This window comes from Leptolyngbya sp. KIOST-1 (genome assembly GCF_000763385.1).
Classification (GTDB): Bacteria; Cyanobacteriota; Cyanobacteriia; order Phormidesmidales; family Phormidesmidaceae; genus Nodosilinea.
In genome coordinates, this window is record NZ_JQFA01000004.1 from 189,436 (window position 1) to 213,655 (window position 24,220).

Annotated in this window: 15 protein-coding genes, 1 other RNA gene and 1 pseudogene; 2 read left to right on the top strand and 15 right to left on the bottom strand. The window is 60.2% G+C overall.

The genetic code is table 11. The features are described from left to right. Positions 1-12 precede the first annotated feature (12 nt). Together NF78_RS17895 and NF78_RS17905 are read right to left on the bottom strand one after the other, a co-directional pair. Positions 13-1,215, bottom strand: coding sequence for an argininosuccinate synthase (locus NF78_RS17895; protein WP_035990511.1), 1,203 nt, complete (start codon positions 1,213-1,215; stop codon positions 13-15). Positions 1,216-1,907: 692 nt separating this feature from the next. Further along, positions 1,908-2,177 carry a UPF0175 family protein gene (locus NF78_RS17905; RefSeq protein ID WP_035990515.1) on the bottom strand — a complete coding sequence of 90 codons (270 nt, stop codon included), beginning with the start codon at positions 2,175-2,177 and terminating at the stop codon, positions 1,908-1,910. Between the two features lie 221 nt (positions 2,178-2,398). On the opposite strand from NF78_RS17905, the gene mazG reads away from it, so the two are divergent. Beyond that, positions 2,399-3,232 (top strand): nucleoside triphosphate pyrophosphohydrolase, encoded by an 834-nt coding sequence (gene mazG / locus NF78_RS17910; protein WP_052050709.1) that lies wholly within the window; start codon positions 2,399-2,401, stop codon positions 3,230-3,232. A 117-nt stretch (positions 3,233-3,349) separates the two neighbouring features. On the opposite strand, the gene NF78_RS17915 is transcribed toward mazG, so the two are convergent. The 3 genes from NF78_RS17915 to NF78_RS17925 form a co-directional block, all read right to left on the bottom strand. Next, positions 3,350-3,568, bottom strand: a complete 219-nt coding sequence (locus NF78_RS17915) for a hypothetical protein (RefSeq protein WP_035990518.1) — start codon at positions 3,566-3,568, stop codon at positions 3,350-3,352. Between the two features lie 9 nt (positions 3,569-3,577). Then, a complete protein-coding gene (gene cofG, locus NF78_RS17920) occupies positions 3,578-4,582 on the bottom strand; it encodes a 7,8-didemethyl-8-hydroxy-5-deazariboflavin synthase subunit CofG (protein ID WP_263970651.1) in 1,005 nt (334 codons plus the stop codon). Between the two features lie 72 nt (positions 4,583-4,654). After that, positions 4,655-5,032 carry a rhodanese-like domain-containing protein gene (locus NF78_RS17925; RefSeq protein WP_035990522.1) on the bottom strand — a complete coding sequence of 126 codons (378 nt, stop codon included), beginning with the start codon at positions 5,030-5,032 and terminating at the stop codon, positions 4,655-4,657. 181 nt (positions 5,033-5,213) lie between these two features. On the opposite strand from NF78_RS17925, the gene mutL reads away from it, so the two are divergent. Next, positions 5,214-6,935, top strand: coding sequence for a DNA mismatch repair endonuclease MutL (mutL, locus tag NF78_RS17930; protein WP_225885365.1), 1,722 nt, complete (start codon positions 5,214-5,216; stop codon positions 6,933-6,935). 107 nt (positions 6,936-7,042) lie between these two features. Here the strand turns inward: mutL and NF78_RS17935 are convergent, their stop codons facing one another. From NF78_RS17935 to rpoB, 10 genes and pseudogenes are all read right to left on the bottom strand, one after another. Continuing rightward, positions 7,043-8,257, bottom strand: a complete 1,215-nt coding sequence (locus tag NF78_RS17935) for a glutathione S-transferase family protein (protein ID WP_035990524.1) — start codon at positions 8,255-8,257, stop codon at positions 7,043-7,045. 117 nt (positions 8,258-8,374) lie between these two features. Then, entirely contained in the window at positions 8,375-9,019 is a 645-nt protein-coding gene (locus NF78_RS17940; RefSeq protein WP_035990525.1) for a response regulator transcription factor, read from the bottom strand. A 479-nt stretch (positions 9,020-9,498) separates the two neighbouring features. After that, positions 9,499-10,116, bottom strand: coding sequence for a fasciclin domain-containing protein (locus tag NF78_RS17945; protein WP_225885366.1), 618 nt, complete (start codon positions 10,114-10,116; stop codon positions 9,499-9,501). 338 nt (positions 10,117-10,454) lie between these two features. After that, positions 10,455-11,099, bottom strand: a complete 645-nt coding sequence (locus NF78_RS17950) for a hypothetical protein (RefSeq protein WP_035990531.1) — start codon at positions 11,097-11,099, stop codon at positions 10,455-10,457. A gap of 494 nt (positions 11,100-11,593) precedes the next feature. Then, a complete protein-coding gene (locus NF78_RS17955) occupies positions 11,594-11,872 on the bottom strand; it encodes a hypothetical protein (protein ID WP_156119868.1) in 279 nt (92 codons plus the stop codon). A 376-nt stretch (positions 11,873-12,248) separates the two neighbouring features. Beyond that, entirely contained in the window at positions 12,249-13,295 is a 1,047-nt protein-coding gene (locus tag NF78_RS17960; RefSeq protein WP_035990535.1) for a Gfo/Idh/MocA family protein, read from the bottom strand. Then, the gene (rnc, locus tag NF78_RS17965; RefSeq protein WP_225885367.1) at positions 13,270-13,977 is read right to left on the bottom strand and encodes a ribonuclease III; all 708 of its coding nucleotides are present in this window, start codon (positions 13,975-13,977) and stop codon (positions 13,270-13,272) included. Before rnc ends, NF78_RS17960 begins: the two co-directional genes overlap by 26 nt. A gap of 39 nt (positions 13,978-14,016) precedes the next feature. After that, an RNA gene (gene rnpB / locus NF78_RS28660) (RNase P RNA component class A) lies at positions 14,017-14,393 on the bottom strand. 473 nt (positions 14,394-14,866) lie between these two features. Beyond that, positions 14,867-20,713 (bottom strand): annotated as a pseudogene (locus tag NF78_RS17970) (DNA-directed RNA polymerase subunit beta'). 101 nt (positions 20,714-20,814) lie between these two features. Continuing rightward, on the bottom strand, positions 20,815-24,123 hold the full coding sequence (gene rpoB, locus NF78_RS17980) for a DNA-directed RNA polymerase subunit beta (RefSeq protein ID WP_035990540.1): 3,309 nt from the start codon (positions 24,121-24,123) through the stop codon (positions 20,815-20,817). Positions 24,124-24,220 lie beyond the last annotated feature (97 nt).

The window sequence follows — 24,220 nt, forward strand, 5'->3', positions numbered from 1 at the left end:
ATTAATGTCCCTTTAGCCCCGCAGCTTCTCGGACCAGACGCGGGTGGGCAGCCCCCACACGTAGATAAAGCCCTCGGCGGCTTTGTGGTCGAAGGTATCGTCAGAGCTGTAGGTGGCCAGGGCATCGCTGTACAGGGCCAAATCCGACTGGCGACCCACCACCCGGCAGTTGCCCTTAAATAGCTTCACCCGCACGGTACCGCTCACCCGCTCCTGGGTCTGCTGAATGAAGGCATCGAGGGCCAGCTTCAGGGGGCTGTACCAGAGGCCGTTGTAGACCAGGCGGCTGTAGGTTTCTTCGATGCCGCGCTTGTACTGGGTGACATCTGCCGTCAGCGTCATGCTCTCCAGATCGCGGTGGGCGTCGATCAGCACCAGCAGGGCGGGGGCTTCGTAGATCTCGCGGGATTTGATCCCCACCAAGCGGTTTTCGATCATGTCGATGCGGCCCACGCCGTGGCGACCGGCAATTTCGTTGAGCGCTGTAATCAGCGCCACCGGCCCCAGGGCTTCACCGTTGAGGCTGGTGGGGATGCCCTTGGTGAAGCCGATCTCCACGTATTCCGGCTGGTCTGGGGTGGTTTCGATCGCCTCCGTCATCAGAAACACTTCTTCCAGCGGCTCGTTCATCGGGTCTTCCAGCGGCCCGGCCTCGATGCTGCGGCCCAGCAGGTTGCGATCGATGGAGTAGGGGCTGGACTTTTTCACCGGAAAGGCGAGGCCCTGTTTTTCGCCGTAGGCAATGGTTTCCTCGCGGCCCATGCCCCACTCCCGGGCGGGGGCCAGCACCTTGAGGTTGGGGTTGAGGGCGGCGATCGCCACGTCAAAGCGCACCTGGTCGTTGCCCTTGCCGGTGCAGCCGTGGGCCACCGCATCGGCCCCGTAGCGATCGGCGGCCTCCACCAGGGCCTTGGCAATCAGCGGGCGAGCCAAGGCGGTGGAGAGGGGGTAGCGATTTTCGTACAGGGCGTTGGCCTGGATGGCCGGAAAGGCGTAGTCGGTAATAAATTCCTCGGTCAGGTCGGCCACCAGAGATTCTTTGACCCCAGCATCTAGCGCTTTGAGGCGAATCGGCTCTAGCTCGTCCCCCTGGCCCAGGTCCGCTGCCAGGGTGATCACCTCTTTGACGCCCCACTCGTTCATCAGGTAGGGAATACAGACGGTGGTATCGACCCCACCGGAATAGGCTAGAACAACTTTCTCTGCGCGACCCATGGGCAACTTCCTGCTTTTCGATAGTGGGGTTAGTCAACAGTCATCCCGGCAGGATGACCCGCCAAACTTACCACAGCCTTACCCCTCCAACAGGTATAGTGAGGCGCTGGCAATCTGGCCATGGCTATCTTATCTGGAGTTGCCTGCCCTACACTACGGCGATTTAGCAAGATCTGATGACATCGTCCCTGAACTTAGCACCCAGGATTATTGCCCTATCACTTGAGTATAGCGATCTAAAAACTGTTGAATCAGAACAGGCGAAGCTCGGAAGGACGTCCGCTGTAATTGGCTAATGGCAGTAGGAAAGTCAAGTAGCCCCCGTGTCCCAGCCCTAAACAGGATCCCTAAAAGACCTGTGACCGTTAGCCCCTGAGACAGTGCAGCTTGCCTGCCCTCCCAATCGTCCAGAATTATTAAACCTGCTTGCAGGCTTACGGCTAGAGATATGGCTTCCCGCTCACCTCGGCCAAGCTTGGCAGGTAAGCTGCCGATCAGTTGCGGCACTGGCTGAATGTTTACCCAGCTGGGTGGGGCTGCGATCCATCCCAGGATCAGGTCGTGGTTTTGCTCGGCCCTTAACTCATCGTTGACGCCAGCAGGAATTGTGATTGACTCAAATAATTGCGGCAGTAGGTCAATCTCACCGATCAAGATTAAGTAGCAGAGCGGTGAGGTGTCACAAACGACCATCAGAACTTGGTCAGAGCGCGATCGACAGCCTCAAGATCTTGATCTAAATCCGCTTCCGTGTAGTGTAAATAGGCTCCGTGCTCCTTAAGTAGGGCGTCAGTAGCTAACCTGGATGACAGCTGAAGCATACGCTGAACCTCAGCTGCATTGATGAGCTTTGAGCGGTAGGCTTCAACGGCAATGGCTTCGAGAGCAGTTTGAGACAGGCTGCCTAAGTGCGCTTGCAGGCGCTGCTCGATGTCACCAGGGATGTTGAGGGTAATGTCCATGGGCATGCTTTGGCAGAAAGACTAGAGCATAGCAGCCTTACCCACAGGATAGCTTTTGTATGGAAAAAGTGTCCGTAGAACCTGGCGATTTAGCAAGGCTTAATCTGATGGCAAAGGCATTGGATCTAGGGCATCGACGATCGCTGAAACGCTTTAACCGCCTCAACGGGATTTGACGTAGACAGGGGGTGAGCTAGACTGAAAAGCACACAATTAATGCCATGCAAGACGAACTTCTATCGCCTCCTCGCGCCGCTATTCTCGCCGCACTGGAACGGCTGATCGATGTGATCGCTCAGCTGCGCCATCCCGAAACCGGCTGCCCCTGGGATTTGGCCCAGACCCCCACCAGCTTGATTCCCTACGTGATCGAAGAGGCCTACGAGGTGGTGGATGCCATTCAGGTGGGGGAAAAGGGCGCGATCGCCGAAGAACTCGGCGACCTGCTCCTACAGGTCGTTCTCCAGGCGCAAATTGCCAACGACAGCGGTGACTTTGACCTGGGCACCGTGGCCACGGGCATTGCCGACAAGCTGGTGCGCCGCCATCCTCACATTTTTGGCGATACCAGCGGGGCCACGCCGGAAGAAGTCAGCCAAAACTGGGACCGCATCAAGGCCGAGGAGAAAGGCATTCCCCATGATCCGGCTAAACTCACCCCCAAGCTGGTCAAGTACAGCCGCACCCTGCCGCCACTGATGGCCGCCAGCAAAATTTCCGTCAAAGCCGCCAAGGCCGGGTTCGAGTGGGAAGCGATCGACGGTGTATGGGAGAAATTCCACGAAGAGCTGGACGAGTTTCGCGCCGCCCTGGCCCACGAACCCAAGGAGAATCAGCAGGCGGAGCTGGGCGATCTGCTCTTTACTCTGGTAAATCTGGCCCGCTGGTACGACCTCGACCCTGCCGAGGCGCTGCAAAGCACCAACCGTCGGTTTATTCAGCGCTTTGAGCTGGTGGAGTCGGTGGCCGAGAAGCCGCTCAGCGAGTACGGCATTGAGGAGCTGGAGGCGCTGTGGCAAAAGGCGAAGGCGCGGCTGGCCAAGTCTGAGGACTAAAAACTCTGGCTTTAAGCTGAGGTGAATGGTGGGCGGTGCCCACCCTACAATAGCGGTTTGTGGATTAGCTGTCCCGGCTGGCTGCCAAAATCGCCAATCCCAAATCCAAAATTGGCCTCACCGGGGCGCGTCGGGTTTGTAGTAATCGTTGGGGGTCGCCGTCTGGCTGCCGCCCTCTTTGTTAATGCAGCCGGGTTTGTCCACGTAGCGACAGACCCGCGCGTAGAGGCGGGCACGGGTGCCCGGTGGGCCAGCGGAAAACAGAACGCGATCGCCCCCCACGATCCCCACCAAAATTTTGACGCCGCACACGGGGCAGGTTTGGGGAGCAGCCATGGGTTTACCTCAGTGGACCTGTGAGGATTTTACCCTGTTGGGGTAAGTGGGTGGGTGGTTGAGTGAGGTGCGCCAGGTTTGCACCAGAGACTGCATGGACTCTGGTAGCCAGCTGTCGTACTGATGGTATACCGGCAGTCGGGGTTGTAGATGCCAGCCTGAGGGGGCGATCGCCGCCTCGAGCGACTCTGGCGTGGGGTGGTCGTAGTCGGGGTTGACCTCATCGATGGGGCTGATGCCACCCAGATCCCTTGCCCCTGCGTCCAGGCAGGCCAGTAGGCCCCTGCGGCTGACCAGGTTAGGGGGAATTTGAATGGCGATTTCGGCGGGAAGCCATTCCTGCGCTAGTTGTACCGCTCTGGCTAAATCCATTTCATCGAGGGCCATTCCCGGCTGAAGCTGCCGCTGGCCTGGGCTGTGGGGTTGCAGAATGACTTCTTGAATGTGGCCATAGCGATGGTGAATGCGGGCGATCGCCCCCAGGGACTCCACCCAGTCGGCCTCGGTCTCCCCCAGCCCCAGCAGCAGCCCAGTGGTAAAGGGAATCCCCAATTCGCCCGCCTGGATGAGCTGATTAAGGCGCACCTCGGGGCGCTTGCTGGGGGCGTGGCGATGTACGGTATCCAGCAGCCTGGGCGTCACCTGCTCCACCATCAGCCCCATCGAGACGTTGACCTCGCGCAGCTGCGCCATCTCCGTCTGGCTCAGGGGGCCAGCATTGGTGTGGGGCAGCAGTCCGGCGGCCAGGGCCAGCGCACAGGTTTGGTGAATGTGGTGCAGCCAGTCGGCGCGGCGGGGACTGCCGGGGGCCACCTCTCCGCTGAGCACCAGCACCTCGCACACGCCTCGCTGACGCAGCAGGGGCAGCAGCTGAGCGACCTGGTCTAGACTCAGCCAGGGCGATCGCCCCGGTTCGACCCGAAAGTTACAGTAGGTGCAGCGGTTGAAGCACTCGTAGGTGGGTACCAGGGTGTAGGCACGGCTGTAGGTCACCGTTTTGACCGGCGAGCCCACGGTCAATTCCCGAAGATGCTGCCCACTGCCCTGCTCCATGCCCCGTTGCCCCAACCGTTCGGTTTGACCAGTTTAGGCTACCGCAGCGGTCACCACCTCCACCGGAAAACCAGCGGCCTTCCAGGCGGCCACCCCGCCGCGCACGATCGCCACCCGCGAGAACCCGCGCTGGCGCAGCTGCTCCGCGACAGCTGTCGCTTCGTCATCGGTGTTGCTGTAGATGTAGAGATCGCGGGTGACTTCAAAACACTGGGCGGCCATCGCCAGCAGCGAGTCGGTGGGCATGGAAATCGCGCCAGTGATATGGCTCTGGTTGAAGTCGGCGCGATCGCGCACATCGATGATTGTCAGTGCGGGTTCGCCCCAGTCGAGCCGCTCCTTGAGGTCGTATACCCGCGACTGGGGCCGCAGGGGAGAAGGCTTGGGCAGGAGGTTAAAAAAGCGAAGCATGGTGAGGAGGATCCTGAGGAAGGCGTTCTCCTGCAATGTAACAAACCTTAACAGGTCCGGCAAACTTTCATGGCGATGTATAGAAAAACCTCGATTCATCGACCGCTTTCGATCCTTTGTACTGGTCCGGTCGTCACACAGTAGCATTGAGAAAGAGCATGAAAAAATTTGCGCCTGGAGCGTGGTTCCCATTCCTGTTGCCGACTCGCCCCACACCAACCCCAGCTACCCCATTCAACCGCTGCCTGGGGACGTGGTTCACAGCATTGCCGCCGGAGAGGTCATCGACTCCCTGGCGGCAGCGGTGCGCGAACTGGTTGAAAACAGCCTTGATGCCGGGGCCAGCCTCATTACCCTGACTCTCTGGCCGGAGCAGGGGCGGCTGCAGGTGGCCGATAACGGCACTGGCATGGCCCTGGAAAATCTTCACCGGGCGGCAATTCCCCACAGCACCAGCAAAATTCGCACCCAGGCCGATCTGTGGCAGGTACACAGCCTGGGGTTTCGGGGGGAAGCCCTGCACAGTCTGGCCCAGGTAGCCCAGCTAGAAATCTGCAGCCGGCCTTCCAGCGCTGAGGCGGGCTGGCGGGTCACCTACTCGGCCCAGGGAGAACCGCTGAGCACCACTCCTGTGGCCATGGCCACGGGCAGCATCGTCACCCTGAACGACCTGTTCGATCGCTGGCCTGCCCGTCGCCAGCGGCTGCCCGCCATGCCGCGCCAGATCACCCAGGTGCAGCGGGTGCTGTACCACTGTGCCCTGGCCCACCCCACCGTCACCTGGACCGCCCAGCTCAACGATCGCCCCTGGCTGGCGCTTACCCCCAGCCCTACTGCCCGGGGGTTGGTGCCGCAGCTGGTGCGATCGCTCGCTGAGGTCGATCTGCACGAGGGCTGGCAGGCGGTGCCCCCGACAGTCGATACCGACCAGGCCACCGGCATCTATGGCCTGGTCGGTCTGCCCGATCGCTGCCATCGCCCCCGGCCCGACTGGGTCAAGGTGGCGGTAAATGGGCGACTGGTGACCGTGCCCGAGCTGGAGCAGTGTATTTTGCAAGCCTTTCGCCACACGCTGCCCCGCCACCGCTACCCGCTGGCCTTTCTCCACCTCACCGTTGCCCCCCGCGACATCGACTGGAACCGCCGCCCCGACAAGGGCACCCTCTATCTGCACCAGCTCGATGGCTGGACCGCCCACTGCCAGCGCCACCTGGAGGCCCTGCTGGGCCAGGGGGCAGTCAGTCTGACCGCCGCCAATCAGCAGCAGCGGGTGGCTCAGCTCCTCAAAACCGCCGAGCCGGGGGGAGCCTATGGCCCAGTCAGCAATTTGTCGGACCCGCTGCCCTCCGGCGATCGCCCGGGTGGTTTGCGGGCGATCGCCCAGGTGCACAACCGCTACATTCTGGCCGAGCAGGCCGACGGGCTGTGTCTGATTGAGCAGCACATTGCCCACGAGCGGGTGCTCTACGAACGGCTACAGGACCAGTGGCAGCTGGTGCCCCTGACCACCCCGGTCGTGCTGGAGGGGCTGAGGGAAAAACAAACTGAGCAGCTCCAGCGGTTGGGGCTAAACCCAGAAGAGTTTGGGCCAAATCGCTGGGCCATTCGGGCGGTGCCAGAGCCCCTGTGCGATCGCGAGGACCTGCCCGACGCGCTGCTCGAACTCAGCCTGGGGGGCAACCTGGATACAGCTCAGGTGGCGATCGCCTGCCGCACCGCCATCCGCAACGGCACCCCGCTCGATCTGCCCACCCTGCAAACCCTGCTCGACGACTGGCAGCGGACCCGCAACCCGCGCACCTGCCCCCACGGTCGGCCCATCTGTCTGACCCTGAGCGAAAGCAGCCTGGCCCGCTTCTTCCGCCGCAGTTGGGTCATTGGCAAAAGCCACGGGATTGAGTAGTTCACCCGTCGACACGGATGGAGGGGGATAGGGTGAGCGGTGCAGGGTGCAGGGTTTAAGGTGAGCGGCCAACGGCACCTCCGTAGACCGGACACCGCTAGTCGTCATTAACTCAGCGAAACCGCCGCAAAGTTGGCCGGGTCCTGATCGCGGCGGTGGCGGGTGGGCAGCGGGTCGGGCTGGGCGTCTCCGGCCAGGGCAGCGGTGGTCTCCAGGGCGTCGCGCAGGTGCTTGGCGGCGTAGATCGACATATCGCGGGGCACGTTGATGCGATCGCGCAGGTAGCGCAGCCCCAAATCACTCCCCGCTGGAGGCTGACAAACGTCTCCGGTGATCAGGTAGGTCAGCGCACAGCGCAGGGCCGGGTCGATCACCTCCCTCGCCGCAGGATTCACCTTGATCACGTTCTCCCGATGCTTCACCATCCGGGTCAGGGCCTCTATCCGAGCGGTTGCGGGCGCTGGGTAGGCCACATCGGGCAAACCAAACCAGGGGCCGAGGTCTACCTGGGCCTGATTGCGGCGGGTCTGAGCCGAGTCATTTTCGTAGCAGCCGCCCATCTGCGGCGGCAGGTCGTGGACATGGGTGTGAAAGTCGCTCTGGGTGCCGCGATAGGTCGAGCGCGTTTCCAGACCATCGAACCATTCCCTGAGCCGCGGATGTTCGTCCCGCAGCGAATAGCCTTTGTAGTAGTAAAGGCTGGCATTCATGCGCTCCACGTAGGGCACAAACACTACATCGGCGGTGCTAAACTCCGGCAAAAAGAACGGGCCAGGGGTGCTGGCCAGGGCCTGCTCCACCCGCTGCACAATGCCGACAAACTGCTCACCCGCTCGCCGATCCGCCGCCGCTGAGCGGGCTGGCTGGCACAGCCACATACACCAGGCCCGAAACAGCAGTCGCTCCAGCTGACGCAGGGGCACCACCTGCGGGTCTTGCATCTCCCAGCCCAGGGGGCCAAAGGCCCGCTCCAGGGCCAGCAAAATGTCGTCGCTCTCGGTAATCAGCTGCCCATCCAGGTCCAGGGCGGGCAGCATCCCCGAGGGCACCCGGCGCTTATACCAGGCTTCCTTTTCGCCGTAGCAAAACATGGTGACCTTTTCGATCCGGTAGGGCACCTGCTTTTCTTCCAGCCACAGCCATACCTTTTGGCAGTAGGGGCACCAGGCGTGGTTATCGCGGTACAGCGTCACCCGCACCGCGCTCTCGGGCTGGCCAAACAGGCGCAGCCGCGACTGGGCGTTGGTGGGGCCGTTGACGTAGTCGATGGAAAAATCGGCCTTCTCTTCCAGGGCCGACCAGCTCAGGGGGGCAGAGGTCATAGAGCGAAGATACGGTGGGTGACTTCCCTGATTGTGCCAGTAAATCAGGGGTTACGGTGTGCGGTGTCGGGTTCAAGACTACCCCTGGCACCGTAAACCGTGCACCTCGCTCCTCTACTATGCCTTATTATTTTCGATCGCCCAGCGGGCCAGCTCGGTGCGGTTGTTGAGGCCGGTTTTGCCCAGCATGTTGCTGACGTGGCTCTCAATGGTGCGCTGGCTGACCTGAAGCTCGTTGGCAATTTCGCGGTTAGCCATGCCTCGGGCCACAAACTGCACCACCCGCAGCTCGGTCGGGGTCAGCTCTACATCAAAGGGCACCTGAATTGCCGGGCTGCCGCCGCCTTTGATCTGCTGCTTGATCAGGCGCGAGGCCTGCTTGAGCGAAGACTCCACCTGAGCCACCAGTTCTTCGGGCTCAAAGGGTTTGACCATATAGACATCGGCCCCGGTGTTGAGCCCCTTGACCCGATCCTGGCTCTGACCTTTGGCTGACAAAAAGAGAATTGGAATCCACTCGGTAGACGGGTTTTCCCGCACATTGCGGACAAAGGCATGGCCATCCATCTCCGGCATCATGACGTCGCAGATGATCATGTCTGGGATGGTGTCTTCCAGCATGTCCAGCGCTTCCCGCCCATTCCCTGCGGTCTTGACCTCATAGCCACGGAACTCTAAGTAGTCCTTGACTAGCAAGATCAAGTTAGGGTCGTCATCAATTAGCAGAAGCTGCTTTTGGTCGCCGGGAGTTGAATCCTTCATGCTCTGACAATCACTGCGATTGGCTTGTTTTCGGAACCCTAGGTGTGCCCCTGAATCAAAGTATGCCCCGGTAGCTGGTACATTCACCATGATGACGCCGAAACGCCCCTTTGAACCCCGATCTGGGGCCAGTGGCCGCTCAAGGCCGGGTTCGTAGAACCTACCCAAAACCACAAACGAATGATTTAGTCGTTTGCCAAAAGCCTTGGACGCACAGAAGGCAGGAGACTGCCCACCAACATGGAATCGATGTATTTAGGTAGGCTCTTAGCTGATGATACTTTAGCAGACTGCGTTCTGCAGGCGATCGCCCCCTTTTCCCCTGACTCAGCCGCAGACTGCTGGTCAAACCACCTACAGTGGCAACGGTCGCCCCAGCGGGTGGGACGACCGTTGATCTCAGGGTTTCAGTGGCGTTGCCCATCGGTGAGGCAGCTGACGTCAGGCTCAAAAGAACCTGGGCCAGCTGCCGTTTGGGTCTACATTGGCAGCAGCACCGAGTCAATCACGTGGATCACGCCATTGCTGGCCTCGATATCAGCCGCAACGACATTGGCATCGTTGATGGTGACGGACTCCTCACCAACGGTCACCACAATCGGTGCCCCCGCCAGGGTATCGACCTCTCCAGAGGCCAGATCGGTGGAGAAAACTTCACCGTCGACGACATGGTAGGTCAAAATCTGGGCCAGCTGGTCACGGTTTTCGGGCAGCAGCAGGGTGTCCAGGGTTCCTTCGGGCAGCGCTGCGAAGGCTTCGTCGGTGGGGGCAAACACGGTCACAGAAAGTTCGCCATTGCTCAGGGCCTCGGTGAGCCCAGCGGCTTCAATGGCAGCAGCCAGGATCGTAAAGTTCTCATCTCCAGCTGCGATCTCAGCGATCGATTGCTCGGAAGTGGCTACAGGCTGCTCGGCCTCGGTCGGCTCTTCGACCGCCGTGGGCTGCTCAACATCAGCCGGCTCTTCAACCGCAGCGGGCTGCTCAATCTCAGACATGTGGGTATCCGAGAAGGCCTGCTGAGGAAAGGCGGTGACGGCCAGGGGGGCAGCACCAAACATCAGTAGACCAAGCGCCATACGAAGAGTGTTCGGAGTCATGGGAAGTTACGTCCTAATGGGGGTTAAAGACTAAATTGGCTCAGCAACTTTACATTGCTTAACCATTCCTGAAGAGTTTTAACACGGTGGACGGGGGCAACTATCTATCTAGCGATAGAAACCATTCGTTCCCCAAATCGCTAATTCTGCTCTGGAATCAGTACGACAACGGCTGTAACGATAAAAACCAATGCCTCTAGCCGGGGCAAACGGTCGTTTGTCCCTATCCAACTTCATGCCTGCGTTCGGCATTCAAATTCATGCCTACGTTCAGAAACGCCGAAATTACCAGAGTCAGAGGTTTCAGAGGGCGATCGCCCCCGGCGAGCCCAACCCACCTACTCATTGCGCTGACTAACCGATTGTTCGCGACCGGGTACGGCTTCCATCGCCGCCAGTACCGCCCGCTGGGCCGCCAAGATATCGCGCTCCTCGCCCCCCAAATACAGCCGGCCAAAGCTGCCCACTGAGCTAATTTGCAGAATGTTGATCAGAGCCGCTTTCTCGGCCTCGTTGGCGGCTAGAGAGGCATAGGCGGCAGGCTCGACTTCGAAGACGTAGAGGGTTTGGCCTGCGACAATCATGTTTCCCCGACGGTTGCGGTTGATTAGCTGCACATGGTGCGGGTCGAGGTTGCGAATGACCTGGCTTGAAATGATCCGCGGCTTGAGCCGCTCGCGGTAGGAGGATACCCCCAGAGCCGACAGCATAGCCCCGCCCGCCGCATGTACTTCCCCTTGGTTGCTAGCGTGAATTTCGAGTAGACCGTATAGGCGTTCCACAATCAGGGTGCCGGGGCGCACTACGGCCGCCTTGAGGCCAATATCGAGAACTCGGTTAATTTCAATGCCTGGGGAGATCTCTATCCACAGCGAAGCATCGCCCGGCAGCGGCAAAAACCCCAGCGACACCGTGCCCATATAGGCGGCATGCTGGGGTTGAAGGTTGTCAATATAAACATAGCTGCGAAGATCAACGCCCAAGGCCCAGTATCCTACTTTCCTCTCCTGGTAGTATACGGGCTTGGGCGAACACTTGGAGCCTTGCCCTGGGGGCAAGCGAGGACTGGTGGTCTGCCAAGCCAAAGCTGAGGGGGCTAGCAGGGTTCCAGGCTCACGGTTTCAGGTAGACCGCTAGCCTTGAACTGCAACCCTGAAACCGTGAGCCCTAGGGGCTGTCATCAATTAGCTGCTGAATGCTTAAAAACCAAGGGTTACAGCCCCTAGGGGTCTGTCAAGCCTAAATTTGTAGGTTGGGTGGCGCGCTAGCAGAACCCAACAGGGCTAACTGGCGTTGGGTTCTACTCCGCTTCACCCAACCTACGCGAACTGCCAAAAGCCAAGGGTTACAGCCGCTAGCCTGTTATTTGGGTCGGGCGTGGCAAAGCTTGGTATAGAGGGTTTTGGCCACAATTGATGACACGCCCTGGGCGGCAGATCCCGTCGCTATCAAATTGACTAAGCCTTAGATAATAAGCTTAGAATGTAGAACCAAATCCGACCGATGTGGTCCCCATGGCGTCGTAAACGGTTAGCCCCAGGGGCAAATTTAGCGACCCGGACTCATCTAAAAGGTCGTTGAGAAACGGTATTTGCAGCGAGTCGAGCAGGGTCTCCGTATTGCTGCTTTCCTGGCGGCCCACCCGTTGCCCTACTTCATTGGCCAGGCGATCGAGATTTCCTTGGCTGTGCCGTTCAACGGCCAGTGCCTCTGCCATCGTCAGGGGAGTCGGCTGCAGATCATGAGGTGCAGCCATCGCATCCATAGTCGCAACGGAAAGGGCGGCCGCGGCGACCGCAATAGAATAGAAATACTTCATGGGGTTGGGCGTGTGAGGGTAAACTAAGGCTGACGACCAGGAACTTAAACCCTTGGCCCTGACAGGAGCACAGCGTGGTTGTCCAAGCGTTTATCCAGGTATAACCCGCTGAATTGAATTGTCAAAGCAAGCTTAATTTGGGGTTCATTAAGTTGCAGGTTCATTAAGTAATGTGTACAAAATACCCTGCAGCTTGCGGTACGAACATCGCTCTACCGATGTAGGTTGCCCTATCTCTCCGTAGAACTACCAGAGCATTTTCAATATCAGGGCCAGAGGGCAGGCGAATCGACCGTCGCCCCTGGGCCATGCCTCAAATTGAGACCGTTTGGCCAGTTTCAGCCGCCGTGGCAACCGCGGCCATGACCTTTACCAGTTCGATCGCCACTGCCCCGGAGGAAATGGCCGACGGCCGGTTGGTAGCAACGCTGGTCAGGAAGTGACGGCACATCTCTCGCAGGGGTTCAACCGCAGCGATCGCGATCGCCTCTGCCTGGGCATCGGTGGGGACAAAGGGGAACGTCTGGGTTTGAAACTCGCCCTGGTACAGGGTGAGCGGGTGAGCGTCCGCACCTTCATCTAGCACCAGGGTGCCGCGATCGCCCACCAGCGCCAGCCGTCGCTGTCGGTCGGGGTTGGCCCAGCTCACGTGAACCATAATCTCCAACGGCTGGCTGCGATCGCCCCGTTCATAGATCAGCCGCAGCCAGCCTACATCCCTGAGGCCAGAGTCAAAGGGCTCCTGGGGCCGCGGCTGAAGCCATGCTGCCCCCCAGGCGGCAACGGCGGTGGGGAGCTGTCCCAACCAGTGATTCAAAATTGAAATATCGTGAATCGCCAGATCCCAAAACACATCGGCATCGGGACGCACTGGACCGAGATTGGTGCGGGCGGCGTAGCCGTAGCGCAGGGTGCCCAGCCGCTGGCACAGGTCACGGCCCTGCTGCACCGCCGGGTGAAACAGGTAGGTGTGGTCTACCATGAGCTGCCGCTGTTGGGCGGCGGCCAGCTGGCACAGGCTGGTGCTGGTCGCCACCTCCAGGGTCAGCGGCTTTTCGCTCAGCACATGCAGTCCGGTTTCGAGGGCCGCTTTGATGATGGGGTAGTGGGTGCAGGCGGGGGTTGCAACTACCGCCGCCTGGAGATTGGGATGGGCCAGGGCCTCGGTCCAGGTGCGGTAACAGGCCACTTGGTCCCTGAGCTCAAAGCGATCGCACAGGTCACGCAGCCGCTGGCAGTTGGGATCGACCAGGGCCACCACCCGCGCCTCGGGCAGGGCAAGAAAATTACGCAGCAGGTGGGTACCCCAGCGGCCCAAACCGACAATGGCCAGCTCAATCGGAGGGGTTGGGGAGGTCATGGGCGGGGCAGAGGCGATCGTAGGCAACGGCGGCGGCGGCCTGCTCAGCCTGTTTTTTGGTGGGGCCATAGCCGCTTCCCCAACAGGTTTCCCGAAACCACACGGTGGATTGATACCGCTGGGGGTCACCGTCCACCGGGTGCTGTTCGACGGTGCGGTACTGGGGCACCGTCTGGCTGTGGGCCTGGGTCAGTTCTTGCAGCGCCACCTTATAGTTTTGTTTGACTGGATCCTGAAAAACGGCGATCGCCCGCTGGTGGAGCGCATCGTCCAGCCAGGCTCGGATCGGCGTCACGGTATGGGTTTCCAGGTAGAGTACGGCGACGACTGCCTCCAGGGCATCGGCCAGGTGCGACGGGCCCGCCGTCATGCCCGCTCCTACGACCAGGCAGGAAGCCAGGTCCAAGGTTTGGGCCAGCTGAGCCAGACTGCGATCGCTGATCAGTACCGATCGTACCGCCGACAGTTCACCAACCGAGGCATTTGGAAAGTTCTCTTGCAGACACTCGGTGGCGACCAGGCGTAACACAGCGTCCCCCAGCAGCTCAAGCTGCTCGTAGTTGTAGGCAGCATCCACCGACCTGTGGGTCAGGGCCTGGTCTAAGCGGCCTAAATCAAGCTCGGCAGAGGCAGGTAGAGCCAGGTTTTGTACCCAGCGCTCTAGCTGCCTCTGTCGGGACAACGGTAATTTGCTCACAGTCAATGGGGCACTCATGAAAGGGGAAGGAGGTAGACATAAGCCGGGTTCTGTTCCCCTGTTGCCAGGGGGGCGGTTATCTATCTGGGACGCCTGTTACCAGACGCCTCTTGCGGTACTAAACGGCGGGGCCGGAAAAAGACCAACCTAGCCCCTCGACCTTGCACCCGACCGGGGTTTACCGAGCCAGCACCTCTCGATGCTGCTGGTGCGCTCTTACCGCACCCTTGCACCCTTACCTGTGCCCAAGGAGCAACGCTCAGGGCCATCGGCGGTATGTTTCTGTGGCACTCTCCTCACGGTCGCCCGCACTGGGCGTTACCCAGCAAGTCTGGTCTTTCGGGAGCCCGGACTTTCCTCAGACTGGCCGAAGCCAATCCGCAACCGCCTGCGCTACCTCCCTCTTAGCTTCAGTTTAAACCCTGGGGTAGGGAAAACGACGGTTACAGCCATCGCCAAAACCGTCAGGCCATCCCCAAGGCACTTATCACCAGCACACTTGGATCGATGGCTATAGGCCTTTGCGCCGCCTCAGGTTATAAGCGTGGCACGGAGTCATACCGAATCCTATTCTGGCTACCCCAGATTGGTAGGGGCGTAGCATGCTACGCCCCTACGGGGTTACTGGTTGTGAATCGGGGTTTTGTGACTCGGATTTGGTTTCAGTATCCTTGAGCGCAAAGGCCGTCCCCTGGCAATAGCTTTCCCCAGCGCCAATTCTGCCACCCTAAACAAAAACGGCCCCGGCTTAAATGATTCGCCGGGGCCGCAGGTGATCAGTGGAAAATCCGCTTACAGCGCTTCGGTTTGATCGTCTATCAACAGATCGTCGTCATCCAGCCCGGCCCCATTGCCAAGCCCACCCAAATCGCCATTACCGGACCCACCTCCGCGAGCCCCCCCCCTCATCCAGGGACATGCCGCCGATCATCTCGTCGTCATTGAGCATGCTGAGGTTGCCATCGAGGTCGTAGGTACGGGCGGTGAAATCGTCCAGCACCACATCCTGGAGCACCATGTCGTCGTCCAAAATGGCCGACTCGTAAGCGGGGTCAAGCTCATGAGAAGCGGTTTCCTCGTAAGCGTTGTAGCCCGTGCCAGCCGGAATCAAACGCCCGATGATGACGTTCTCCTTCAGGCCGCGCAGCCAGTCTGACTTGCCTTCAATGGCGGCCTCGGTCAGCACCCGGGTGGTCTCCTGGAAGCTAGCCGCCGAAATGAAGCTATCGGTGTTCAGCGAAGCTTTGGTGATACCCAGCAGCACCGGGGTGTATTCCGCCGGAGCACCGCCGGTAATCGCCATCGCCTCATTCACCTGCTCCACCTGGTAGATTTCAACCAGCTCTCCCGGCAGCATGGTGGTGTCGCCGCCGTCATCGATGCGGCACTTCGACGACATCTGCCGCACAATCACCTCGGTGTGCTTGTCAGAGATGTCGATGCCCTGGGACTGATACACCGACTGCACCTCGTTAACCAGGAACGACTGCACGTTTTGCAGCGCGCCCAGGGCGGCATCGTGGATGCCCATCCCCTGGCTGAGGTTGTACTTAAAGAACACCTCCAGAATCTGGTGGGGGTTGGCAGGGCCATCGGTCAGGTGCTCGGCGGTGCTGACCCGCTGGCCATCAGACACCAGCACGTTTTGGCCGGGGCTGATCGGGTACTCCGTCACCACGCCGTCGTCTTCAATGATTTTGACCTCTACGGTTTCGTCATCGCTGTAGACGACCTGGGCATTGCCGGGGCGCTCGGCCAGCACGCAGGCTTCCTTGGGCTTGCGCGCCTCCAGCAGCTCCTCAATCCGAGGCAGACCCTGAATGATGTCGCCGGTCTTCGCCCGTTCAAACACCAGCAGTACGAGGTTGTCACCCCGCTGGACCAGGTCACCATCTTCGATGTGAAGAACCGCACCAGTCGAGACTCGGTAGGGACGCGCTAACCGCAGTAATACCTGACCATCCTCCAAAGCCGTAACAACGCCCGACTCGCCGTAGCTAATCCCAGGGGCTAACTCGGTATTGGCTACCACCAGGCTACCCACCTTGACCGTGGGAGTTTGGCCCTGGAGATCTACCTTGACGCGATCGGCCTCGCGCACCACCAGCACCCGGCGAATGGCCTCCTGCCCCTCGCGGATACCGCGCACTTCACCCGCCTCTTTACAGCGAATTTCGGTGCGGGCCACCACGGCTCCGGGCTCAATCTGCTGACCATCCTCCACCAGCAGGCGGGTCACGGTTCTACCCTGGGTCTGGTCAGCCACCACATCACGGCGAATCACCTGGGTTTCCAGCACCACCATCTGCAAACGCATCAGGTCGGCGTCGGCGTCGTCGGGTACCAGCTCAATGTCGGCCACCACATGGGGCGACTCGTCTTCGATATCGAGCACCAGCTGGGTGCGCAGCAGTTCTACCCCGTCCACCGACTTCACTCGCTCCCCATCCTTAAAGGGGATCCGCTGAATAGCCCGCAGTTTGATGGAACCGGCGGCGTCGGCGGCACTGTCCTGACTCGGCACAGCGGGCTCGTTGGGCACAACGTACTCCTCGACGGGACGCAGCAGCAGCGCAGGTCCATCGGGTGTTTCCACGTACTCGACATAGCGGAGGGCGTCGGCTACTAGCCCAGGCATGACCTCTTCCCCGGCGTTAACCAGGGTACCGTCGCGATCCATTACGTCTTCGGGGGCATCCACCATATGGATTTCGCCGGGCTTGACCAGAATCTCGCGCAGAATGTCGTTCTTCTGGGTCACTTCGACCACGCCACTGTTCTGGCAGAAGATGTCCTTGACCACCTCGGTCCCCGCTTCCAGGTACTGACCGTCCTCTACCATCAGCAGCGAGATATCCTTGTTGACCTCGTGGGCCTCTTCGGGAATCCACAGCAGGGTGCCGCCCTGAACCACTTCATAGCCCTGCTTGCCCTTGCCTTTTTTGGCCACGTCAACGCCCGAGAATTTGACGATGCCGCCAGTTTGGGTGTGGTAGCGATCGTCTTCGAGTTCGGCGATTACCTGGCCGCTGGTCACCTTGGCCCCCGGCGTCGCAATCAGCGAGAACCGCTGACCGTGGGCGGTTTCAATGAAGTAGTGCTCGCGGCCCTGGCCGTGTTCCTTGCGCACCTGCGCCTGGTCGAGCATCACCGAAGCGGTAATAATCTCGACTTCGCGGGTTCCCTTTTCGTCGTCAGCTTCGGGCAGACGCACCAATCCACCCCGTTCGGTGGTGAGCTTGGTTTCGGCCAGGGTATCGTCGGCATTGACGTAGTCACCGTTGCGTACCACGGGTTCAGCACTGGGAGGCAGGTTATAGACATCCCCCGCCAGCACCCACAGCAGGCCACCCCGCTGGGCCAGACGGGTGGTGTTGCCCTGGCGGTCGGTTTTTTCTTCCTGGACAAGGCCAGCAAATTTTACCTCCCCGGCCAGATCGGAGGTAACGTCCTTAGTGGCTTTCTCGGTTACCTTGCGGGTGCGTCCGGCGGAGGGCAGTTCGGCCAGAAGCTGCTCTTTTTGCACCGTTTCCCCATCGCTGACAAACAGAATCGTGCCCTGGGGCAGGGACTCGGTTTTGTTCTTGCCGGTGCCCTCAATCACGATATCGGCATTGGCCTCCAGCATTAGGGCTTCTTCGCCGTAGCGGGTACGGAAAGCGCGAGTTTTGAGGTTTTTGGGCAGCTTCACGGTACCGTCCTTGCTGGCCCGAATACGGGGGGCCACTTCGCCGGTAAAGGTACCGCCTGTGTGGAAGGTCCGCATGGTCATCTGGGTGCCGGGCTCCCCAATGGACTGGGCGGCAATGATGCCTACGGCTTCACCGAGATCCACCATTTCAGAGTGGGCCAGGCTCCAGCCGTAGCAGAGACGACAGACAGAGCGGGTGGCCTCGCAGGTAAGAGGCGATCGCACCACGACCTCCTCAACCCCGGCCTCGGCCAGCATTTCTGCCGTTTCCGACGAAACCGCATTGTCTTTCTCCAGCAGCACCTCGCCCGTTTGGGGATGCACCACATCCTGGGCCACCACCCGGCCCAGCAGGCGGCTCTCCAGGGGGATCAGCACCCGTTCCCCGTCGGTCATGCTGCGGAGGGGAATTCCACGCTCGGTACCGCAGTCGTGCTCACGGATGATCACATCCTGAGACACGTCCACCAGACGGCGGGTCAGGTAGCCCGAGTCTGCCGTACGCAGGGCTGTGTCGACCAGGCCCTTGCGGGCACCGTAGGAGGAAATCACGTACTCGGTAACCGTTAAGCCCTCCCGAAAGTTGGTCTTAATCGGCAGGTCGATGATCTCGCCCTGGGGATTGGCCATCAGCCCCCGCATGCCCACCAGCTGCCGCACCTGGGAGATATTCCCCCGAGCGCCGGAAAAGGCCATCATGTAGACCGAGTTGAGCGGGTTGTTCTCTTTAAAGTTTTTGACCACCTGGTCTTTCAGCTCTTCGCTGGTGTCATTCCAGGTGTCAATCACCTTAGTCAGACGCTCCACTTCGGTGATTTCGCCGCGAGTATAGCGATCTTCGGTGGCCCGAATGTCCTCTTCTGCTGCAGCCAGCAGGTGACGCTTTTCCTGGGGAACCTGGAGGTCTTCCACACTAATAGAAACCCCAGCCCGGGTGGCGTACCGAAAGCCCAGGTCCTTGATGCGATCGGCCATCTGGGACGTGCGGGCGGTGCCGTAGTGGGTAAATGACCAGGCAATCAGCTTTTTCAGCTGTTTCTTGTCAATAATACGGTTCCGAAAGATCGGAGAGGATTGAGGTGCCCCTTGCTCAGCCATAGGTCTTGCCCTTTGTAATGTGCCTGTGATGTTCGTGCTGTGGTGTTTCTGTGGCCCTTAGCCCGCGATCGCGTCGAGCACTGCCTTGTTGTAGATAATTCGGCCGGGCGTGGTCTTGATGTACTGCGAAATCAGGTTGCCCTCACCATCCAGGCGCACCCGGCGATCGGGATAGATCTCAGTGATGGTACCGTCCTCCGATTCCATGCGCTCGGGGGCCACTGACTTGGGTTGGTCAGACTCAACCTCACCATCAAACCGCAGCCACACCTTGGCGTGGAGGTCAATCAGCCCCTGCTCAAACGCCATAATGGCGTCCTCCATACTGGCGAAGTAGTGCCCCTCGCCCTTAGTGGCATCGGGATTTTCCGCCGTCAGGTAGTAGCAGCCCAGCACCATGTCTTGAGATGGTGTGATGATCGGCTGGCCCGTCGCAGGGGACAGCACGTTGTTAGAAGCCAGCATGAGCAGACGCGCCTCCGACTGAGCCTCCAGGGACAGGGGCACGTGCACCGCCATCTGGTCCCCGTCAAAGTCGGCGTTAAACGCCGGACAGACCAGCGGGTGCAGCTGAATCGCGCGGCCCTCCACCAAAATTGGTTCAAAGGCCTGAATGCCCAGACGGTGCAGGGTCGGTGCTCGGTTCAGCATAACTGGGTGGCTCTCAATCACCTCCTCCAGCACGTCCCACACGCTGGGGTCGTTGTGCTGAATCAGCTTCTTGGCCGCCTTGATGTTGTTGACCAGACCCTGACGGATCAGCCGGTGGATCACAAAGGGCTGAAACAGCTCGATCGCCATTTCGCGGGGCAGTCCACACTGGTGAATTTGCAGCTTGGGGCCAACTACAATGACCGAACGCCCCGAGTAGTCAACCCGCTTACCCAGGAGGTTCTGACGGAAGCGCCCCTGCTTACCCTCAATGATGTCAGAGAGCGATTTCAGCGGCCGGTTGTTAGCCCCCACCACGGTGCGGCCCCGGCGACCGTTGTCTATCAGAGCATCCACCGCCTCCTGCAGCATCCGCTTCTCGTTGCGCACGATAATTTCAGGGGCCAGAATCTCCTGAAGACGGGCCAACCGGTTGTTGCGGTTGATCACCCGGCGGTAGAGATCGTTCAGGTCGGAGGTGGCAAATCGACCACCGTCCAGCTGCACCATGGGCCGCAGATCGGGCGGAATCACCGGAATTACGTCCAGCACCATCCACTCGGTCTTAGATCCCGTGGCAATGAAGTTGTCGATTACCCGCAACCGTTTGATCAGCTTGGCCCGCTTCTGCCCTTTGGAGTTGGCAATGTCCTCCCGCAGTTTCTCGGCGGTGGTTTCCAGATCCAGATCCTCCAGCAGCCGCTGCAGCGCCTCAGCCCCAATCCCGACCTCAACCCCAGACAGCTCCGTGTCTTCGTCGTAGAGCTGATCTTCGATTTCGATCCACTGATCTTCGGTCAGCAGTTGCTTGTAGCTCAGGTTCTCGGCGTTGCCGGGGTCGAGCACTACGTAGGCGTTGAAGTAGACAATCTGCTCCACATCGCGCAGGGGCATGTCGAGCAAAATGGCGATGTAGCTGGGAATGCCCTTCAGGTACCACACGTGGGCCACCGGAGCGGCCAGTTTGATGTAGCCCATGCGGTGGCGGCGCACTCGCGACTCGGTCACTTCCACACCACAGCGCTCGCACACAATCCCCCGGTGGCGCACCCGCTTGTACTTGCCACAGTGACATTCCCAATCCTTGGCGGGACCAAAGATGCGCTCACAGAACAGCCCGTCCATCTCAGGCTTCAGCGTGCGGTAGTTGATCGTTTCGGGCTTGGTCACTTCGCCCACAATTTGACCGTTGGGCAGGGTGCGCTCCCCCCACTGGCGGATCCGCTCGGGGGAGGCGAGGCCGATTTTGACGTAGTCAAACCGTTGTTCTAGCTTGGCCATGCTGGGTGTTTTCCTTGAAAGGGCGCTTTTGTCTGGGTTGGGGAGATGGTGTCTGTTCCCAGGAGAGCCTGGTCAGCGTGCTGGGAACAGAGGGGGATGGGCTAGTCCTCTACTTCCTCTAGCTCTTCATCCCGAGCAATGGACTCGTAAGTGGGACGCGAGGGGGTGCGGCGACTGTTGACGTCGGCCATCAGGTCAACCTCGGTATCGCGGCTGGTGCCGTCTTCGCGGGTTTCGACCTTGTGCACAGCGATGTCTAAGCCGAGGGACTGCAGCTCTCGCATCAGCACCTTAAAGGACTCAGGGGTGCCGGGCCGGGGGATCGATTTGCCCTTGACAATTGCGTTAAGGGCCTCGTTGCGCCCCTGCATATCGTCAGACTTCACCGTCAGCAGCTCCTGGAGGGTGTAGGCCGCCCCGAAGGCTTCCAGCGCCCACACTTCCATTTCGCCGAAGCGCTGGCCGCCCTGCTGGGCCTTGCCGCCCAGGGGTTGCTGGGTTACCAGCGAGTAGGGACCTGTGGAGCGAGCGTGGATCTTGTCATCGACCAGGTGCACCAGCTTCAGCATGTAGGCTCTGCCCACCGTAATCGCCTTGTCAAAGGCCTCGCCCGTGCGACCGTCCCGCAGCACAATTTTGCCGGGGTCGTCGGGGTTAAAGATCCAGTCCTTGCCGGTGGTTTCCCGCGCCTCCATCAGCTTGCCGTGGGTGGAGTTGCGGGAGGCCTCTTCCCCGTACATCTCGTCAAAGGGAATCACCTTGAAGCGGGCGTCCAGGTTTTCGGCCGCCCAGCCCAGCAGGCACTCAAACACCTGACCCACATTCATACGAGAGGGTACACCCAGGGGATTGAGGGCGATATCAATGGGGGTACCATCGGGCAGGTAAGGCATGTCTTCGATGGGCAAAATGCGGGAAATAATTCCCTTGTTGCCGTGGCGACCGGCCATTTTGTCGCCCACCTGAATCTTGCGCTTCTGGGCCACGTAGACCCGCACCACCATGTTGGCCCCCGGCGGCAGTTCATCGCCCTGCTCCCGGGTAAATACCCGCACATCGACCACGCGGCCCTTTTCACCGTTGGGCACCCGCAGGGAGTTATCGCGCACATCGCGAGCCTTTTCACCGAAGATGGCCCGCAGCAGTTTTTCCTCCGGAGGCTGGTCCGACTCTCCCTTAGGGGTCACCTTACCGACCAGAATGTCGCCCGACTCAACCCAGGCTCCAATGCGGATGATGCCGGTTTCGTCCAGCTGACGCAGGGCGTCTTCGCCAACGTTGGGGATCTCTCGGGTGATCTCCTCAGGGCCGAGCTTGGTCTGCCGCGCCTCGATCTCAAACTTCTCCACGTGGATGGAGGTGTAGATATCGTCGTACACCAGGCGCTCGCTAAGCAGAATGGCATCCTCGTAGTTGTAGCCTTCCCAGGGCATGTAAGCCACCAGCACGTTTTGCCCCAGGGCCAGTTCGCCCCCTTCGGTGGCCGAGCCATCGGCCAGCACCTGACCCGCCCGCACCTGCTCACCGGGAAACACGATCGGTCGCTGGTTGAGGCAGGTGTCCTGGTTGGAGCGCTGGTACTTCTGCAGCTCGTACTCGTGGACATTGCCCTCGGGATCGCGCACCTTAATTAGATCGGCATCGAGGTAGACGATCTCGCCGTCGGTGCGGCTGATGATCACCATGCCGGAGTCGCGGGCCGCCTGAGCCTCCAGGCCAGTACCCACCAGAGGGCGCTCGGGCTGCAGCAGGGGCACCGCCTGACGCTGCATGTTCGAGCCCATCAGGGCACGGTTGGCGTCATCGTGCTCCAGGAAGGGAATCAGCGAGGTGGCCACCGAGATAATTTGCACCGGCGACACAGCCACGTAGTCCACCTCGGTGGAGTCGGTGGTGGTGAAGTCCTGGCGGTAGCGCACCGGAATTGTATCGCCGATGATGTAACCGTTTTCGTCGGTGGCGATATCTCCAGGGGCCACCCGCAGGTCGTCTTCCTCGTCGGCGGTCATGTAGATGGGCTCGACGTCTTTAAAGACGCGACCACTTTCCGCCTTGAAGAACGGCGTTTCGATAAAGCCAAATTCGTTGACGCGGGCATGGGTGGCCAGGGAGCCAATCAGACCGGCGTTGGGACCTTCCGGCGTTTCGATGGGACAAATCCGACCGTAGTGGGAGGGGTGAATGTCGCGCACGGCGAAACCGGCCCGCTCCCGGGTCAGACCACCGGGGCCAAGGGCGCTGATGCGGCGCTTGTGGGTCAACTCCGCCAGGGGGTTGGTTTGATCCATAAACTGGGACAGCTGGCTGGAGCCAAAGAACTCTTTGATTGCCGCCACCAGAGGTTTGGGGTTGACCAGCGATGCCGGGGTCAGAGAGTCGGAGTCGGAAACGGTCATGCGCTCCCGGATAATCCGCTCCAGGCGATTGAGACCGACCCGCACCTGGTTTTGCAGCAGTTCACCGACGGAGCGCACCCGGCGGTTGCCCAGGTGGTCGATATCGTCGATGGAACCAATATCAAATTCGAGGTTAATCAGGTAGTCGATCGCCGACAGAATATCGGTGGGGGTCAGCACTCGCGTGGCGTCGGGCACGTTGAGGCGCAGCTTGCGGTTGAGCTTGTAGCGGCCCACCCGGCCCAGGTCGTAGCGCTTGGGGTCGGAGAAACGAGAGTGCAGCAGTTGCTCACCACCGGCCACCGTCGGGGGTTCACCGGGGCGCAGCTTGCGGTACAGCTCCAGCAGGGCCTCTTCCTCGCTGAACTGCCCCTCTTTTTCGATGGTTTTTTGGAAGTAGTCGGGGTGGCGCAGGGAGTCAAAGATCTCGTTGTCGGTGAGACCCAGCGCCTTCAGCAGCACCTGGGCTGACAGCTTGCGAGTTTTGTCGATCCGCACCCAGACCAGGTCGTTTTTGTCGGTCTCAAACTTGAGCCAGGCCCCGCGGTTGGGGATCAGGTTGGCGTTGTAGGTGCGGCGGCCATTCTTGTCGGTTTCGGCCTTATAGTAGACCCCAGGACTACGCACGATCTGGTTGACGATCACCCGCTCGGCACCGTTAATGATGAAGGTACCGCGATCGGTCATCAGGGGCAGATCGCCAATAAAGACTTCCTGCTCTTTGATTTCGCCGGTTTCTTTGTTGATCAGCCGAGTGGGCACGTACATCTGCACGGCGTAGGTAGCATCCCGCCGCTTGGCCTCGTCAACGTCGTACTTGGGGCTTTTGAGCTTGTACTGCTTACCCAGGAAGTGCAGCTCTAGCTTGCCGGTGTAGTCGGTGATAGGAGAGAAGCTTTCCAGCTCTTCGATCAGACCCTCTTCTAGAAACCAGCGAAAGCTAGACCGCTGAATCTCGACCAGGTCGGGCAGAACGAAGTTGGGAGGATTTTGGTAAACGGTGGTTTCAGTCATGGGTCTCCTAGTGCAGGTCGGCCAGGGGGAGATGGGTCAGGGTGTAACGACGCATCTCGGGGGGAGCGGGAAAAACTTGGGCGATCGGGATTGGGTG